Raw genomic sequence first — 18,254 nt, forward strand, 5'->3', positions numbered from 1 at the left:
TTAATAAAATTTATCAAATCTTTACAGCATAAAATTCAACACTTCATCAATCAACGATATTTCACCTTAATATTTTTCGTAACTAGCATAAAAGGAACTACTTATGCATACACAGATTAACCCTGTTGGAAATATGAACTTGTTATCACAATCTGAAGTAAATCAACTTCAGAAGTCATCTACTAGTACTTTATATCAGCTATATCGAAACTGTTCACTTGCAGTGCTAAATTCTGGCTCTACAACAGATGATGCCGAAGAGATTTATCAAAAACATCTGGATTTTGAAATTCAAGTATTAAGACGAGAGCGCGGTGTTAAAATTGATTTAGAAAATGCCCCAAGCCACGCTTTTGTTGATGATAAAATAATTAGAGGGATCCGTGAGCACCTATCAGCGGTAATGCGAGATATATTATTTTTACATAGCCGATATAGAAATATTCCTGTGTCATCACAAGAAATTACAGATGCCACCTTTGATATTTTACGTAATGCTAATGCCATATTACCCGAAACAGAGCCAAACTTAGTCACTTGCTGGGGTGGCCACTCAATTAAACACCACGAATACAAATATACCAAAGATGTTGGCTATCAACTTGGTTTACGCGGTTTTAATATTTGTACCGGTTGTGGTCCTGGGGCAATGAAAGGACCAATGAAAGGTGCAACTATAGGTCATGCCAAGCAACGCATCAAAACAGGCCGTTATATTGGTTTAACTGAGCCTAGTATTATTGCTGCTGAGCCGCCTAACGCGATAGTCAATGAATTAGTTATTATGCCTGATATTGAAAAACGTTTAGAGGCCTTTGTTAGAATGTCGCATGGTATTATCATTTTTCCAGGCGGTGCAGGTACCGCAGAAGAGTTGCTTTATGTATTAGGTATTATGCTTAACGAGAATAATGCGCAACAACAATTACCTATTATTCTTACAGGACCGGAAGGTTCTAAAGAGTATTTTACTGAAATTGACGCCTTTATTGGCGCAACACTTGGTGAACAAGCACAGTCTTTATACCAAATAGTAGTTGATGATGCGGCTAAAGTTGCACAATTACTAAAACACGGGCAAGATAAAGTGATAGCACACCGAAAAGAAACAGGAGATGCCTTTCATTTCAACTGGTCTCTAATCATAGCTGAAAATTTTCAATATCCTTTTGAACCAAACCACGAAAACATGGCGAATTTAAGTATTAGTCATGATCTGCCAACTGCAGAGCTCGCGGCAAATTTACGACGAGCATTTTCAGGTATTGTTGCCGGTAATGTTAAGGCTGGTGGTATTAAAGCAATTAAAGAATTTGGCCCTTTTGAAATATCTGGCGATAAAAAAATTATGGCATTAATGGATAAATTACTTACTTCATTTGTTAACCAAGGACGTATGAAGCTACCTGGTAGCAAATATATTCCATGTTACAAAGTTATTGAGGGTTAACTTTGGGGGCTCATTTAATTCTTATTGATGCACTTAATCTGATTCGTCGTGTGTACGCGGTACAAGAGCGCCCGTTTATCCAACTTAAACAGCAAAATAACGACCAATTATCCCCGAGTACACAAAAACAAGTACTGTTTAATACTCAAAATACCTGTGTCAATGCACTGCAGAAAATAATTAATCAACTAACGCCAACTCATGCACTTGCTGTATTTGATTCTCAACAACCTTGTTGGCGTTATCAGATTTTTGACGGGTATAAAAAGGGTCGCAAGAAAATGCCTGACTCACTCGCTGCAAAACTACCTGATATCCAAGATGCATTTATGGAGTATGGTGTCGATTCATTAACCTCGGTGGAAGATGAAGCGGATGATCTCATTGCCACTTTAGCAGTAAAAATGGCATTGCATGGGCAACGTGTCACTATCATCTCAACCGACAAAGGTTATTTATCTTTATTAAGTCCTAACATACATTTATATGATTATTTTAATCGTCGATATTTAGATGAAGAGCACGTACAAAGCAAGTTTAATGTTAAGTCTTCTCAACTAATTGACTTTTGGACATTAACGGGTGATAGCACTAATAAAATAGAAGGTGTGGAAGGCGTTGGTCAAGTTACTGCAGCCAAGTTAATTAATCAATATGGCTCATTAAAGGCCATCATTAACGCTGATGACTTACCTAGTGCACTCGAAAAAAAATTAACAGATAGCATTGATAAAATGGAGTTAGCGCGCAAACTGTTAACACTCAAGCAAGATATTCCTCTAGGCTTTAATTTAAAAGATATTCGCTTAGCATCGGCAACTGAATTTGAGCCTAATAATGTGGTGGGTATAAATACCAAACGTGATTAAATTAGATTAATTACGTTTTAGTTTTAGTTTTAGTTTTAGTTTTAGTTTTAGTTTTAGCGGCGATAATGATTCAGAAGCTTAGGATTGTGAAATATTTTACCCATTAAAAAAGCTATCAAGTTTATCCCTTGATAGCTTTTTAATAGTTCAGAACGCGGCTAATTTATTATATATATTTAACCTAGCTCAGTTAAGCTAGTACGCTTAAACTACTACAGTTAAAATAAATAAACTACGCCTCTTTATTGCTTAATGGTGCAGGAGATAATAAACGCGCATGCACAGTAACTTCTTCACGATCATAATAAAGATGTTTAGCATAAAGTTCATATTTCACATTATGCTCGCTAAACGCATCTTTAATTGCTTGTAAGTCATTGGTTACTTGTTGGTATCTACCTTTCATCGGCAGTTTTAAGTTAAACATCGCCTCTTTACAATAGCCGTGCAATAACCAATCGCTCATCAACTTGGCAACACGTTGTGGCTTTTCAATCATATCACATACTAACCAATAAACATTTTGCTTCATTGGCACATATTTAAAGCCATCCATCATTTTATGCTTAACCTGGCCAGTCTCCATCAAAGACTCAGCCATAGGGCCATTATCTATTGCGGTAACCATCATGCCACGGCGAACTAATTGATAAGTCCAACCACCTGGCGCAGAGCCTAAATCTACTGCATTCATACCAGAGGTTAAGCGCTCGTCCCATTCATCTCGCGGAATAAAATGCAAAAAGGCTTCATCTAGCTTTAACGTAGAGCGACTTGGCGAGGCACTGGGGAATTTTAATCGTGGAATACCCATCACATGCGGCGAGCTATTTCGTACTAATGAAAAGCCTAAAATCACTTCTTGACCATTGAGAAATAACGCATGTAATATTGCGCCATCCGGATCAGCCGCTGAATTATTGCTTTTTTGCGTTAATATATTTTCTTTACGCAATGCTTGGCGAAGTGGTACTGAAAGCTTACGGCAAAACTTGCTTAATGCTTTACCATCATTGTCGTCAGGCATTTCCATACGCAGGTCGGTATATTGCCATTCATTACCTAACACATCGATAATAGCTTCAACACGATTATAATCAGGTAATTCGATTTTATCTGCAACCGTAACAAACCACTGACGAGCAAAAATAAGTCGATTTAACGGCAACTTATTCATTAAAGCTTCACCATGCTCACTGACGTGCAAGTGGAAAAAAACAATACCTTGGTTTTTCTTAAGCTCTAAATAGCCATACATTTCATTCCAAGCGGCTTTCTCTTGGATTTCTGCGCCACACTCTTTCTCGAAGCCCGGTCGACAAAACAATACGATAGAAGTCATATTTTATTTTTACCTTGTATACCTCTTGATTATTTATTGATTATCCTTGAATTAAGATTTCAATAAAGTAACCGCAAGATTAATAATGCAACAATTACTTAAGCTTACATAAAGCTACATAAATAAATGCTACAGTTAAAATTTATTTTTACTTTCAAATGCTAGCATTAACCAAGCGAATGCAAATGAAATACCGCCAAACGGGGTTAACTTTCCGAGTGTTATTGGTAGTGCGGATAATGATTCGGAAAATTCAAACAATGTTTTGATGTAAATTATGCCACAAAAGCACACAATACCTACCACAAACGCAATACTAGCGCTTATCAATATCTTAGAGTGTTTATTTACATTACTAGTTTTGAGCCAAACTAAGCTAGCAAATAACGCAAGCGTATGAATAAACTGATATTGTAGCGCTGTAGCTAAACTAGATTGTGCACTTAGTGATAATGCTTGACCACCGTGTGCTAGCCAAGCGCCGAATAGTACAGAAAAACAGCCACTGATACCAACAAAAACCATCAAAGCGCGAAGTAAATTATTTCCTCGGCGATAAATAATTTGTTCACTTTTATTATTACGCATGATTTATCACCATTTTAGATTTACCACCATTTTATAATGCTAGCTATTGAGAAGTTAAATGTTCAATAAATGCAGTAACTTCTTTGGCGGCACCCTTCATGTGCTCTGCATAAGTAAAGCCTGATTTAACCCGTGGTTTTAAACTATGATCACCATCGTCTAAAAAAACGCACTGGCAATGTTCAGGCAGCTGATAGTCAATTATTTCAGCTTTGTCACCTAAGGTATCACGTTCACCTTGCACTATTAATATTGGTTTAGCTGAGCTTTGTAGTGGTTCTAGCCGTAATTTATCAGGCTTTTTCGTTGGGTGAAATGGATAGCCAAAACAAAATACACCGGAAATAGAATTTAGTTCATTATCGGTTAAATCGTCAGGCTCAATTACATTGCCTTTTTTAGCAACTAAGGTTGCGGCAACGCGAGAGCCCATAGACTTTCCGCCAATAAATAAAGGTAAGTGTTTACTTAGTCCTTGTTGTGTTTGTTTAGTATTCTCAGCGTTTAAATAGTGAATGACCGCTTTGTAACAAGCAAGTAATTTAGGCATTCTATCAGGTGGGTATCGTTTACCTGTTAAGGCACGTTTATCCATAAACGGAAAGTTAAAACGTAATACATTAATACCTAAATTATTAAACAATGCTGACATTTCATTCATGAACTCGTGATTCATGTTAGCGCCAGCACCGTGGGCAAAAATCACTTGTGCTTTAGCATTATTAACAGTGTTCCATAAGATACTTATTTCACTGTCATCAGCTAGTTGAATGGTTTCTTTTTTATTCATTAATTACCTTAACTATTTTCAGTTGATGCTTATAGCATTTACAAATGAATTATTTATTCCTTCAAATGGTATTATCTCGCAACTTTTAAATGCTCGGATTCAGTGAGTTCTAAAATTGCTCAATAGCTCTAAACATACTTACGAATGCTCGCCTATATATAACGAAAAAGGTGCACTTGGCACCTTTTTATTAACGACTCATAAGTTAGACATTAATAACTATTCTGTAATCAATGGACTAAAGCTTTTAACTAAATCATCTATTGCTTTCATTTGCGTTAAGTACGGCGCTAATTTATCAAGCGGTAATGCACAAGGCCCATCGCATTTAGCAACAGTAGGATCTGGATGAGCTTCAATAAATAAGCCCGCAATACCAATGGCCATACCACTGCGTGCTAACTGAGCAGCTTGAGCACGACGACCATCAGCACTATCACTGCGTCCGCCAGGCTTTTGTAAGGCATGCGTGGCATCAAAAATTACTGGCGCGTAACCTTTCATTTCGTCCATTGCTAACATATCAACCACTAAATTGTTATAGCCGTAACAGCTACCACGTTCACACAAAATAATGTTTTCATTACCTGCTTCACCAAACTTGGTAATAATGTGTTTCATCTCATGGGCTGCAAGAAACTGTGGTTTTTTAACATTAATAATTGCGCCGGTTTTAGCCATTGCTACGACTAAATCTGTTTGGCGGGCTAAAAAAGCAGGTAGTTGAATTACATCTACAACTTCACTTACCGGTTGCGCTTGGTAAGGTTCGTGCACATCGGTAATAATTGGTACATTAAAGGTTGATTTAATTTCTTCAAATATTTTCAAACCTTCATCTAAACCGGGGCCACGGTAAGAGTTTACTGAAGAGCGATTCGCTTTATCAAATGATGCTTTAAATACATACGGGATACCTAGCTTTTGCGTTACTTCCACATATTCTTCTGCGATTTTCATCGCTAAATCACGCGACTCAAGTACGTTCATACCACCAAATAATACGAACGGTTTATCGTTCGCTACTTCAATATTTTTAATTGAAACTGATTTAATTGTCATCATTCTTCCTAATAATGTGTTTGCATAGTTTATTTATTATATAAAACAAATTCTACATGGCTTTTTTATATGCGTTAGTGTTCTTCATATTTTTTATATGTTTTAGTGTTTTTCATAAAGTGTTGTGATACATAATTTAGACACTACCATTACATTTCTAATGCAGTACATTATTAGCGATATCAATTTTATCTAATTGAATTTTTAATATTTGTGCTGCGGGATCTTTAGGACACTGTTCAACAAAGTAACGATAATCATCAACTGCAACTTTAAAGCAATCAAGTTGATGTAATAAAAATCCGCGATCTCTTCGTTGTAATGGATCATCAGGGTTTAATGATAACAAAACATCGACACACATTAAGGCCTTATCAAAAACTTGTGATTGTATTAAAGTATTTTTTAAGGCAGATAAGTGCTCTACTAAAGCGACATTATCATCTATTGTTTTTAACTCGTCTTGTCCGGGATCCCCTACCAACTCATCTAAACGCTTATCAAGCTCTGTCCAGTCGAGTGATTCACCAGTTACCGCATCAAATATTATCGCGTATTGTTCATCGCAACATAAACGCAACATAATTTTATTCGGAATAAACACTAAATCAGTATCAAAACCACAAGCGGTTATAATTTCTTTCACCAAGGCAGCTTTAACAATTGGCGACATAGCGCGTTGATTCAAACCTTTAGCAACGCTATAAGCTGATATTGGCCATTGAGTATGTGGACGGTCAATAAACAAGTGCTGAAAATACAACTCATTAAGTAAACTCTCGGCTTGTTCTAAAGGAGATTCTATCTCACTAATTACCGCTATACATTGGCTGATAATTGTTTCTAAGCTGTCTAACGATTCATCTGCGACTAAAGTGTCTGTTGCGCTATCAGCAAAGATAAACTCCTCAACTAACACGAGTTTTTGCAGTAAATCTTTATCGCTAGATTTTAACTCTGATAAAAGTAATTCATTCATACTAGTTTGTTTTATATACTCTATTCGTTAACTGGTTGTGATGATTGGTTAAAGTTTTAGTACAACCTTAACCAAAATCAGGGGACTAAAACCGTGACTTATCGCTGCGATTAGCTGTAGGCTTTATTTTCAAAGTGAAGTTTACAAAATGCACTTGTAAGTATTGTGCTTAGCCCAAAAACATAACTTCGCGCGTCATTGCTAACCGCACCATTAACATTACCCAACCCATAGCACCTAAATATCCAAGAATTTGCATTGGTCTATTGCGTGCTAATTTCAAGGTATAATAACCAGTAAAAATATATGCGAATAACGCGATGATTTTTTCACCCAGCCATAATTGTTCCATAGGGTTGATATGTAGTTTTACAGCAAGCGAAATACCTACAATAATTAAAAAAGTATCAATAACATGAGGACTGATTTTTAACCATTTACTATCCAATTTTTTTGATGCCATCAAGGTTAAAATAAAACGATAAGTAAACAAGCTGATGCTAAGTACAACAAGAGTGATATGTAGATGTTTCATAATTTTAACTTATATTCCTTTAGTATTTTTTAGGTGTTTTTAATTGACTATATTGTTAGTTGTTAATTAAAGCGGTTAATTAAGCTGTTTTGAATTCCTTAAACCTCAACCGCTTTACAAGTAAGTGCCCAAGTGATTCTGTCATGCCCATTAAAGTCTTTTTGTGTTTGTGGGCTTTCAAACCCTAAATTGGTTAGAATATCACGCACCGCTTTTGCTTGTTCAAAACCATGTTCAAAATATAATGCACCTTGAGGCTTTAAAAATCCTAACGCTTGCTGCGCTATATGTTTTATATCGCCAAGCCCTTGCTCTGGTGCAATCAAAGCAGAATTAGGTTCAAAACGCACATCCCCTTGGCTAAGGTGTTCATCTAACGCATCAATATAAGGTGGATTAGATACAATAACATCATATTTATGTGCTTCAACAGCACTAAACCAATTACTTTGATAAATATTGACGTGACCCAGTTGCAAATTTTTAGCGTTTTGTTTAGCAAGCGCTACCGCATCAATATTAAAATCAATCGCATCAATTTGCCAATCAGCTTGCTCTGATGCTAACGCTAATGCTATTGCTCCAGTACCAGTACCAAGATCTAAGCAAGTTAACTGTTTAACATCACTAAAATGTTCAAGTACAAGTTCAACCAAAACTTCGGTATCAGGACGCGGAATAAGGGTTGCAGGCGAAACAAAAAAAGGCAGTGACCAGAACTCTTGAACACCGGTAATATAAGCAATGGGTTCGCCTTGAATTCGCCTTTGTAATAAAGCGAGATAGGCTTGTTCAACGGGAGGAGTTAACACGTGTTCAGGCCAACTAAGCAAATAACTATGCGCTTTATCAAGTACAAAAGCTAATAGGATTTGAGCATCAAGTTTCGCGCTGTCTGAGCAAGACAATAATTTGCCTTGCCCATAGGCTATAGCATTGGCTATGGTAAAATTATGCATTTTGGTTGCTAACAAAATTAATTAACTTAGTTTTGTTCAGCTAATTCGGCTAATAAATCAGCTTGGTTTTCTTGCATAATTGGTTCTAATATTAGCTGTAAATTACCTTCCATAATTTCGTTTAAACGATATAAAGTAAGATTGATACGATGATCACTCATACGACCTTGCGGAAAGTTGTAGGTTCGAATTCGTTCGGAGCGATCGCCACTAGCGACTAAATTACGACGTGATGATTCTTCTTCACTACGACGCTTTTCATCCTCTGCTTGTTGCAAGCGTGCTTGAAGTACTGACATCGCTTGCGCACGGTTTTTATGTTGTGAACGTTGATCTTGACATTCAACCACTACGCCTGATGGAATATGGGTAATACGAATAGCAGAGTCAGTTTTGTTAACATGCTGACCACCTGCACCTGATGCGCGGAAGGTATCAACTTTTAAATCGGCTTTATTAATTTCAATCGCTTGCGATTCAGGAATCTCAGGCATAACCACAACAGTACAAGCCGAAGTATGCACTCGTCCTTGTGATTCTGTTTCAGGGACACGTTGTACACGATGTCCGCCCGACTCAAACTTCATTTGGCCGTAAACCCCCTCACCATTAATTTTCATGATAAGTTCTTTATAACCGCCCTGCTCACTTTCATTGGTGTTCATTACTTCAATTTTCCAGCCTTTCTTTTCTGCATATCGGCTGTACATTCTGTATAAATCACCCGCAAAAATAGCGGCTTCATCACCACCAGCACCGGCGCGAATTTCAACAAAGCAGTTATTATCATCTTTAGGATCACGTGGCAGTAATAAGATCTGTAATTCATCTGCAATTTCAGCAACGGCTTTTTTCGCGTCTTTGTACTCTTCTTGCGCCATTTCACGCATATCCGGATCATCATCTTTTAACATCAGTTCTGCTGTAGCAAAGTCATCTTCTGCACTTTGATACTGATTAAACACGGAAGTTACTGCATCAAGCTGTTTGAATTCTTGCGATAAAGCACGAAATTTTTCTTGATCTGAAATGGTTGCAGGATCAGATAATAATGCCTGAACTTCTTCGAAGCGCTCAACTAGCACTTCAAGCTTTTGATAAACTGATGATTTCATTAAAAATGTTCTTATATTTTAGATGAGGGAAACAATATGGGCGCTATTCTAACACAGTAATAAGGTTATCGACTATGCTATAAATGAAATGTCATCGCGGTAAATATTATAGAGGCGGTTAGTTCTGGCTTAGTTCTGGATAAGTTTAGGATTAGTAATACAATTATATTGCTCAACAACGGTGTTCAGATGTAAGTAACCTGAGTTCTGGATAAACAAAACTTTAATATAATTAATAATATAGCTAATAAGATAATTAATCTTTTGCATCAATATCAAAAATATCACGCAAGTAAAATAACTTATCAAGCTCTCCCCCTTGAGCTGCTGTTTGCAATGCGTTAGTTGGAGCATGCATAAATTTATTAGTAAGCTTGGTTGCTAACTCAGCAACAACCGCCTCAGCATCGTTACCATTTTTTAGTTGCGCTAAGGCCTTTTCGAGTAATATATCACGCTCACTTAAACACTGTTTACGATAACTAATAACGGTATCTTGAGTGTTTAAGCCACGTAACCAAGCCATAAAGTCGTCAGACTGATTATTAACAATACTCTCAGCTTGTACCGCAGCTTTACGACGGTTTTCCATATTTTTAGCGATAATACCTTGCAGGTCATCAACGGTATATAAAAATACATCTTCAAGTTCAGCTACTTGTTCTTCAATATCGCGCGGCACAGCAAGGTCAACCATAAATATAGGTTGGTGTTTTCGTTTATTTAATGCTTGTTCAACCATGCCTTTACCAATAATAGGTAAGGTAGATGCAGTGGAAGTGATCACGATATCGGCATTACACATGTGCTCAGGTATTTGCGCCAGCGTAATAACGTCAGCACCAATTTTTTTAGCCATGGTTTCTGCGCGCGCTAACGTTCTGTTAGCTACAGTAATTTTACCTACTTTGTTTTCATACAAATGTTTGGCTACTAATTCAATGGTTTCACCTGCGCCAACCAATAATACTTTGGTTTTTTCAAGGCTACCGAAAATATGCTTAGCTAAATTAACTGAAGCAAAAGCAACGGATACTGCGCTTGCTCCAATATCGGTTTCAGTGCGTACTTGTTTTGCAACACCAAAAGTACGTTGAAAAAGCCTATCCATAATCAGTGACATAGAGCCCGCAGCTTTGGCTTGACTATAAGCTTGCTTCATTTGACCTAAAATTTGCGGCTCGCCTAACACAAGTGAATCTAAACCACAGGCAACACGCATCATGTGATTAACAGCTTGTTGGTCTTGATGCCAATATAGACTGGGTAAAATAGTAGAGGCAGGTACGTTATGAAAGTTTTCTAACCAGTTGATAAGACGCTGTTGAGTAACATCAAAGTCACCATCTTGCACGAGATACAATTCGGTGCGATTACAGGTTGATAGAATAGCAACTTCACGGCACTGTACGGCATCTAACATTTCTTGCAAGGCAGCAGAAAGCTTATCTGGATTAAAAGATATCTTTTCTCGCACCGCAACAGGGGCAGTTTTATGATTAATTCCAACAGCAACGATAGACAAAGTAACAACCTATTTTTTATACATATTCACAAGTTTTAGCTAACTTGCTTTAACAGATAGTGGGCAGTATAACCTATGCGCCGCTATTAAAATATGATCTGAGATAAAAGTCCCTAAAAACACATCGCTATTTACAACAGCTAAAAAGCTATGTTCCAATAGCAATTATACTCAATTTAACGACTTAACTTCAATGTTCTCATTTTATAAAGGCAAGCTTCATTTATCTTATTATTTTGCCTTAGCGAGCGTTTTTTTATCCGGATGTAGTCTGATACCTACTCAAGAACCTCAAGCATTAGTTGAACAAACACAACAACAACGTATCAACCAACTATCACAATTACGTCAATGGCAAATAAAGGGGAAAATAGCATTCATTGACAAAAATGCACGTAATAGCGCTTCTTTATCCTGGAAAGTAAATGAAAATCTCCCCAGCCAACAACTTAATTTAACCACTTATTTAGGCATTAATGTATTACAACTTGATTCAAATGCTAATTCACATGAAATTCAAGTAGACGGTAAAACTTACCATGGCACTAATTTAGAAGCCTTAGTGTATTCAATTACCGGATTAACCTTGCCAACCCAAGCGCTAACTTATTGGTTAAAAGGCATACCGTATCAAAAAACAGATCATATAATTTATCAAGAAGTTAGCCAGTTACCTACAAGCTTAACTAGCCAATACAATAATGAATTATGGCAAGTCAATTATGCTAAATACCAACAAATTAATGGTTATAACTTGGCAACACAATTTTCGATTAAAAAAGATGATCTACTGATTAAGATTATCGTAAATGACTGGTCAACAAGTAACTAATTTAAGTTATGGATAAGTAATATTCCCAATAGCGCTACGTTAACAGTTATACCGAAAACGAGTAAACTATAGGCATTATGACGATCGCTGAAATATTAATTTAAAGTTCATGCGCTTAAAAACCCATTATCCAGAACTTAGGTTAACTAAAAAACATCACTTAATAAGTTGAAACAACAGATGACATATTCTTCTCATACGACCTCGCCTACTTCTATTAACCACTTTATTAACAAAGCCATTGAATTTCCATCGCCGGCTAAGATCAACTTATTTTTACATATTGTTGGACAGCGCCCTGACGGATATCACAATTTAGAAACTCTGTTTCAGTTTTTAAATTACAGTGACACAATTACGTTAACAGTAACTGAACAACCTTCAATATCGCTTTTAACCCCTATTGAAGGAGTTAATAATGAAGATAACTTAATTGTTAAAGCGGCAAAGTTACTTAAAAGCAAATGCAACACCTCACTTGGCGTTAACATTAGTATTAATAAAGTATTACCGATGGGCGGCGGTTTAGGTGGCGGCTCCTCTAATGCAGCAACCATATTAGTTGCGCTTAATAAATTATGGCAATGTGACTTATCATTAAATGAGTTAGCAATATTAGGCTTAGGTCTTGGCGCCGACGTACCTATTTTTGTACATGGATTTTCCGCCTTTGCACAAGGTGTGGGTGAAGAACTTACACCAATTGAACCGCTTGAATCATGGTATTTAATCACCAAACCTAAATGTAGCATTTCCACCCAACAAGTTTTTACTGCCACTGAACTACCACGAAATACCCCGACACTATCGTCACAATCCCTTACAGTTAAAGACTTTATCACCGAAAACTTTCATAATGATTGTCAAACCTTAGTAATAAAAAACTATCCCGAGGTTGCCAAGTTACTGGCTTGGTTGGTAGAATACGCGCCATCAAGAATGACAGGAACGGGTGCATGCGTATTTACCCGCTTTTCTAGTCAAGATGAAGCACAAGCATTACAAGCGAAACTCCCACCAGGAATAAGTTCGTTTGTTGCTCAGGGCCTTAACAAGTCTCCACTGTGTTCTCTAATCGCATGTATGTAATCACACGATTATAAGAACGAATGGATATTACAAATTTGCTAGTTTAACTATCTCAGCTATATTAATAAGCACACTTCTTTGTACTTATTAAGTAAACACTGCTGTAATAATTGAGTGAGCGTTATACTGCCTTTTGATTACTATCAATCAAAGGGTCTACTTTTAATGTCAAATATTTCTGAGGAATCGAAAGTGCCTGACATGAAGATTTTTGCGGGTAATGCCACCCCTGAACTGGCCAAAAAAATTGCTAACCGTCTGTATATGCCGCTTGGTGATGCTAAAGTCAGTTGTTTTAGTGATGGGGAAATCAGCGTTGAAATAAACGAAAACGTTCGTGGTGCGGATGTTTTTATTATTCAATCAACCTGTGCTCCAACCAACAATAACTTAATGGAATTAATTGTAATGATAGACGCCTTGCGTCGTGCCTCAGCTGGCCGTATCACTGCTGTAATCCCTTATTTTGGTTATGCTCGTCAAGACAGACGTGTACGTAGTGCTCGTGTACCAATTACGGCAAAAGTAGTTGCTGATTTCTTATCAAGTGTTGGTGTTGACCGTGTTTTAACGGTTGATTTACATGCAGAGCAAATTCAAGGTTTCTTCGATGTACCTGTTGATAATGCCTTTGGTACGCCTATTTTATTAGATGACATGCAAAACCGTGAGTTAGACAACCCTGTTGTTGTTTCTCCTGATATCGGTGGTGTTGTTCGTGCTCGTGCAGTAGCTAAGTTACTTGATGATGCGGATTTAGCAATTATCGATAAACGTCGCCCTAAAGCGAATGTTGCGCAAGTTATGCATATTATTGGTGAAGTTGAAGGTCGTGATTGTATTATTGTTGATGACATGATCGATACTGGTGGCACTTTAGCAAAAGCGGCTGAAGCATTAAAAGAGCATGGCGCAAAACGTGTTATTGCTTATGCTACGCACGCGGTATTATCTGGTAATGCGGCTAACAACTTAAGAGAGTCTGTTATTGATGAGTTGGTAGTAACTGATTCAATTCCACTTTCTGATGAAATCAAAGAACTTAAAATGGTACGTCAATTAACGTTAAGTGGTATGTTAAGTGAAGCTATTCGTCGTGTAAGTAACGAAGAATCCATTTCCGCGATGTTTGATTAATCCTCTTATATCAATACTTGATTAAGTGATGTTGAATGAATCAATGAAATTAATATTCCATTGATTTTAATTAGAAAAAACATCTGAACTTATTCATCTAGCTCTAAAAAGCAGCCTCTTTTACGGCTGCTTTTTTATTACCTGCTCTCCAAGGTAGATATCTATAATTGCCTCAACAAATAATACTTATATTTAATAGCATTACTGCATCCTAAATGTTATTATGCCGCGCCTTTTTTATCTAAAGAGTAGGTTTAATAACCGAACTCTCAATATGTACTTAAAAATTAAGCGCATAGATTTAATTTGGCATCACCTTGTTTTTGGTCGCAAAAAACAAGATTTAATTTTTAAGTTTTTTAACTTATATAACAGAAGAGTATTAACATGACTGATTTTTTAACACTAGAAGCTGAAGTACGTACAGATTTAGGGAAAGGTGCGAGCCGCCGCCTACGTCACGCGAACAAAGTTCCTGCAATCCTTTACGGTGAAGGCCAAGAGCCTGTATCTTTAACGTTAGAGCACAAAAATGTTTTCCGTGCACAACAAGAAGAAGCGTTCTACTCGCAAGTTTTAACTTTAAACATCGCTGGCAAGCCAGTTGAATGTTTAATCAAAGACATGCAACGTCACCCGTTCAAACAAGTTGTAATGCACTTAGATTTCTTACGCATTGATGCAAAACATGCTGTTCAAGCAAATGCTCCTATTCACTTCATTAACGAAGATATAGCTGCTAAAACTGGTGCTAACATTTCTCACCACGTGAACGAAATTGCTATTACTTGTTTACCAAAAGACTTACCTGAGTTCATTGAACTTGACCTAGCAGGTTTAGAGCTTGGTCAAACGTTACATTTATCTGACGTAACATTCCCTAAAGGTGTTACTTCTGATGAATTAGCAAAAGGCGAAGATCACGATTTAGCTGTTGTTTCTGCTAACGCTCCTAAAGCTGCTAAAGCTGCTGATGAAGACGAAGCTGCTGAAGAAGCTCCAGCTGCTGAATAATAGCATCATTCATTTATAACATTATAAATAATGACTATTAAACTAATCGCGGGGCTGGGTAATCCTGGCCCCGAATATAGCAGAACACGCCACAATGCCGGTGTTTGGTTCGTCGAAGAACTAGCACGTATTCACAATATATCTCTTCAACCCGACAAAAAATACTCTGGCCTTTATGGTAAAGGGTTAATCGCCGGTAACCTCGTCCACTTATTAATTCCAACAACTTTTATGAACCGTAGCGGTCAGGCAGTTGCCCCCTTAGCTAACTTTTATAAAATAACTGTTGATGAAATTCTTATCGCTCATGATGAGCTTGATATGTTACCTGGTATTTGTAAAATCAAAAAAGGTGGCGGACACGGCGGACACAATGGCTTGCGTGATATCATCGCATGCATGGCTAACAACAAAGATTTTTATCGGTTACGTATTGGTATTGACCATCCAGGTCATCGCGATAAGGTAACGGGTCATGTTTTGGGTAAAGCGCCCAAAATTGAACAAGAAAAAATAGATCAAGCAATTGACGAAGCAAGTCGATGTGTTGAACTTTGGCTCAAAGACGATTTAAAAAAAGCGCAACACCGCTTACATTCGTTTAAAGCTGATTAAATAAAAATTATAAGTATACGCAAGCAAGTTTACGCAATAAGCTTAAGCAACTATGCACTAACAAATAAATGTTAGTTCTGCATAATCATAAATAATCAATAGGTAAAAATTATGGGTTTTAAATGTGGAATCGTTGGCTTGCCTAACGTAGGTAAATCAACTCTATTCAATGCACTTACTAAAGCAGGTATTGAGGCGGCAAATTTCCCGTTTTGTACTATTGAGCCAAATACAGGTGTAGTACCTGTACCGGATCCTCGTTTAGATGCCTTAACTAAAATAGTAAACCCTGAGCGCGTAATACCTACCACGATGGAGTTTGTAGATATTGCAGGTTTAGTAGCCGGTGCCTCAAAAGGTGAAGGTTTAGGTAATAAATTTTTAGCAAACATTCGTGAAACCGATGCTATTGGTCATGTTGTACGCTGTTTTGAAAATGATAATATCATTCACGTTGCCAATAAAGTAAGTCCTAGTGATGATATTGACGTAATCAATACAGAGTTAGCATTATCTGATATGGACACGGCAGAGCGCGCTATTTTCCGTTTAGCTAAAAAAGCTAAAGGCGGTGATAAAGACGCTAAATTTGAAATGCCTATTTTAGAAAAAATATTAAAGCACGTAGAAGATGGTCACATGGTTCGCTCTTTAGAATTAACTAAAGAAGAAAAAGCGGCAGTTGCTTACTTAAACTTTTTAACCATTAAACCAACCATGTACATTGCTAACGTAAATGACGATGGTTTTGAGAATAACCCTTACTTAGATGAAGTACGAAAGATTGCAGATACAGAAGGCGCTATTGTAGTTGCCGTATGTGCTGAAATTGAAAGTGAATTATCTGAAATGGATGATGAAGACCGTGCTGAGTTTATGGCTGACTTAGGCATAGAAGAACCAGGTTTAAACCGCGTGATCAATGCTGGTTATTCTTTACTACATTTACAAACCTATTTTACAGCAGGCGTAAAAGAAGTACGTGCGTGGACGGTTAAACAAAATGCAACAGCGCCACAAGCAGCAGGTGTTATACACACTGACTTTGAAAAAGGCTTTATTCGCGCTGAAATAATTGGTTATGAAGACTTCATTGAATTCAATGGTGAAGCTGGTGCTAAAACAGCAGGGAAATGGCGTTTAGAAGGTAAAGAATACCGTGTTAAAGATGGTGACGTAATTCACTTCCGCTTTAACGTTTAATTACAAGTACACAGATTAGTTACTGACTGTTGTATTACTAATTGTCGTATAATGTAACACCAAAACAATTCTTAAAGGCTCATTTTATATGAGCCTTTTTTGTATCTATTAGTTAATAAAACAGACAAATAACATGATGATTTTGTTAAATTTAAGTGACATTTCAAAAGTTTAAAATAAGCAGCGCAATCCCTTCAAAATAGGCTACACTTTAGCTGTTTAAAACACTCAACAACATAAAGCACTTATTTAACTCAAGTACTGGATAACCAATTTTAATTGGTTATAACATGCTATCTAAGACTCAGGTTATTAAAAATGCTTATTAAAACAGAATAATTTCAAAACAAAAGGCATAACTATGAAAAAACTTCTTATTTTACCACTTCTAATAACAACAAGCTTAATGACAGCAACCTCCGCGTATGCTGATAATTTATCATTACGTATTTGTGAATATGTACAGGCTAATGATAAAAGTCGCTTAAGATCTTTTTTAAAACAAAATAACTTAAAAATACGCAATATCTATGATGAACTGAGATGTAATGGCGATAATCTTTTAATTTTCTCTGCTAAGTCAAATGCTCTCGAGGTTGGAGAATATATTATCGGTAAATTACCTGCTGATAAAGTCAAGGCAGAAATCGATAATTTATCGCAATACTCTGCACATTTAACAGAAGAAGCTAAAGCGAGATAACTTTAATTTTATAATCTGCATTTATTATTTAAAACATAATTCAAATTCAGATGATGTGATAGTCACCATGAACGCATTAGCTTCAATCAAAGTAATGCGTTTTTCCTTTTTTCTGCATACATAACGGCCAAATTGCACAAGCAATAAGCAAACAAATAAAAAATGCAACTTTTTATAAAAAAACGGTTGACGGATGGCATGCAGGTTAGCATAATACGCCGCACTTGCTACCGAGCAGGTTGGTAAGGCTACATAGCTCAGTTGGTTAGAGCACATCACTCATAATGATGGGGTCCCAGGTTCGAGTCCCGGTGTAGCCACCATTTTTACTTTGATTTATATCTCAGTAAAAAGAGTTTAAACCTCTTTAAAAGTTTAAATATTTAAATGTTATGCGGGTTTGGCGGAATTGGTAGACGCGCTGGATTTAGGTTCCAGTATCGCAAG

Annotated in this window: 18 protein-coding genes and 1 tRNA gene; 10 read left to right on the top strand and 9 right to left on the bottom strand. The window is 36.9% G+C overall.

Annotation, left to right across the window (positions count from 1 at the left end; genetic code table 11):
- Positions 1–103: 103 nt before the first annotated feature.
- Together ppnN and xni are read left to right on the top strand one after the other, a co-directional pair.
- The gene (gene ppnN / locus CWS31_RS10545) at positions 104–1,450 is read left to right on the top strand and encodes a nucleotide 5'-monophosphate nucleosidase PpnN (protein WP_101345040.1); all 1,347 of its coding nucleotides are present in this window, start codon (positions 104–106) and stop codon (positions 1,448–1,450) included.
- Positions 1,451–1,452: 2 nt separating this feature from the next.
- Complete coding sequence (gene xni / locus CWS31_RS10550; protein WP_101345041.1) at positions 1,453–2,319, top strand: flap endonuclease Xni; 867 nt, start codon at positions 1,453–1,455, stop codon at positions 2,317–2,319.
- A 232-nt stretch (positions 2,320–2,551) separates the two neighbouring features.
- Here the strand turns inward: xni and rlmM are convergent, their stop codons facing one another.
- From rlmM to hemA, 9 genes are all read right to left on the bottom strand, one after another.
- Positions 2,552–3,661 carry a 23S rRNA (cytidine(2498)-2'-O)-methyltransferase RlmM gene (gene rlmM / locus CWS31_RS10555; protein WP_101345042.1) on the bottom strand — a complete coding sequence of 370 codons (1,110 nt, stop codon included), beginning with the start codon at positions 3,659–3,661 and terminating at the stop codon, positions 2,552–2,554.
- A 135-nt stretch (positions 3,662–3,796) separates the two neighbouring features.
- Complete coding sequence (locus CWS31_RS10560; RefSeq protein WP_101345043.1) at positions 3,797–4,249, bottom strand: DUF423 domain-containing protein; 453 nt, start codon at positions 4,247–4,249, stop codon at positions 3,797–3,799.
- 43 nt (positions 4,250–4,292) lie between these two features.
- Entirely contained in the window at positions 4,293–5,039 is a 747-nt protein-coding gene (locus CWS31_RS10565) for an alpha/beta family hydrolase (protein WP_211355825.1), read from the bottom strand.
- Between the two features lie 219 nt (positions 5,040–5,258).
- Positions 5,259–6,101, bottom strand: coding sequence for a 3-deoxy-8-phosphooctulonate synthase (kdsA, locus tag CWS31_RS10570; RefSeq protein WP_101345044.1), 843 nt, complete (start codon positions 6,099–6,101; stop codon positions 5,259–5,261).
- A 157-nt stretch (positions 6,102–6,258) separates the two neighbouring features.
- Positions 6,259–7,080: a SirB1 family protein gene (locus tag CWS31_RS10575; RefSeq protein ID WP_101345045.1), complete on the bottom strand. Its 822-nt coding sequence runs from the start codon at positions 7,078–7,080 to the stop codon at positions 6,259–6,261.
- A gap of 169 nt (positions 7,081–7,249) precedes the next feature.
- Positions 7,250–7,615, bottom strand: coding sequence for a SirB2 family protein (locus CWS31_RS10580; RefSeq protein ID WP_101345046.1), 366 nt, complete (start codon positions 7,613–7,615; stop codon positions 7,250–7,252).
- Positions 7,616–7,713: 98 nt separating this feature from the next.
- Entirely contained in the window at positions 7,714–8,574 is an 861-nt protein-coding gene (gene prmC, locus CWS31_RS10585; RefSeq protein WP_101345047.1) for a peptide chain release factor N(5)-glutamine methyltransferase, read from the bottom strand.
- A 26-nt stretch (positions 8,575–8,600) separates the two neighbouring features.
- On the bottom strand, positions 8,601–9,689 hold the full coding sequence (gene prfA, locus CWS31_RS10590; RefSeq protein ID WP_101345048.1) for a peptide chain release factor 1: 1,089 nt from the start codon (positions 9,687–9,689) through the stop codon (positions 8,601–8,603).
- 256 nt (positions 9,690–9,945) lie between these two features.
- Positions 9,946–11,214 (bottom strand): glutamyl-tRNA reductase, encoded by a 1,269-nt coding sequence (gene hemA, locus CWS31_RS10595; protein ID WP_101345049.1) that lies wholly within the window; start codon positions 11,212–11,214, stop codon positions 9,946–9,948.
- 193 nt (positions 11,215–11,407) lie between these two features.
- Here hemA and lolB point away from each other — a divergent pair, with 193 nt between their 5' ends.
- The 8 genes from lolB to CWS31_RS10635 all read left to right on the top strand — a co-directional run bounded on the left by lolB (position 11,408) and on the right by CWS31_RS10635 (position 18,130).
- Positions 11,408–12,046 carry a lipoprotein insertase outer membrane protein LolB gene (gene lolB, locus CWS31_RS10600; protein ID WP_101345050.1) on the top strand — a complete coding sequence of 213 codons (639 nt, stop codon included), beginning with the start codon at positions 11,408–11,410 and terminating at the stop codon, positions 12,044–12,046.
- A 180-nt stretch (positions 12,047–12,226) separates the two neighbouring features.
- The gene (ispE, locus tag CWS31_RS10605; protein ID WP_101345051.1) at positions 12,227–13,135 is read left to right on the top strand and encodes a 4-(cytidine 5'-diphospho)-2-C-methyl-D-erythritol kinase; all 909 of its coding nucleotides are present in this window, start codon (positions 12,227–12,229) and stop codon (positions 13,133–13,135) included.
- A 192-nt stretch (positions 13,136–13,327) separates the two neighbouring features.
- Positions 13,328–14,272 carry a ribose-phosphate pyrophosphokinase gene (locus CWS31_RS10610; protein WP_101345052.1) on the top strand — a complete coding sequence of 315 codons (945 nt, stop codon included), beginning with the start codon at positions 13,328–13,330 and terminating at the stop codon, positions 14,270–14,272.
- A gap of 387 nt (positions 14,273–14,659) precedes the next feature.
- A complete protein-coding gene (locus CWS31_RS10615; protein ID WP_101345053.1) occupies positions 14,660–15,286 on the top strand; it encodes a 50S ribosomal protein L25/general stress protein Ctc in 627 nt (208 codons plus the stop codon).
- A gap of 30 nt (positions 15,287–15,316) precedes the next feature.
- Entirely contained in the window at positions 15,317–15,901 is a 585-nt protein-coding gene (pth, locus tag CWS31_RS10620; protein ID WP_101345054.1) for an aminoacyl-tRNA hydrolase, read from the top strand.
- Between the two features lie 111 nt (positions 15,902–16,012).
- On the top strand, positions 16,013–17,104 hold the full coding sequence (gene ychF, locus CWS31_RS10625; protein WP_101345055.1) for a redox-regulated ATPase YchF: 1,092 nt from the start codon (positions 16,013–16,015) through the stop codon (positions 17,102–17,104).
- Between the two features lie 361 nt (positions 17,105–17,465).
- Positions 17,466–17,807, top strand: a complete 342-nt coding sequence (locus CWS31_RS10630; RefSeq protein ID WP_101345056.1) for a DUF3718 domain-containing protein — start codon at positions 17,466–17,468, stop codon at positions 17,805–17,807.
- A 246-nt stretch (positions 17,808–18,053) separates the two neighbouring features.
- Positions 18,054–18,130: transfer RNA gene (locus tag CWS31_RS10635), tRNA-Met, on the top strand.
- Positions 18,131–18,254 lie beyond the last annotated feature (124 nt).

This window comes from Colwellia echini (assembly GCF_002843355.2).
GTDB lineage: Bacteria > Pseudomonadota > Gammaproteobacteria > Enterobacterales > Alteromonadaceae > Colwellia > Colwellia echini.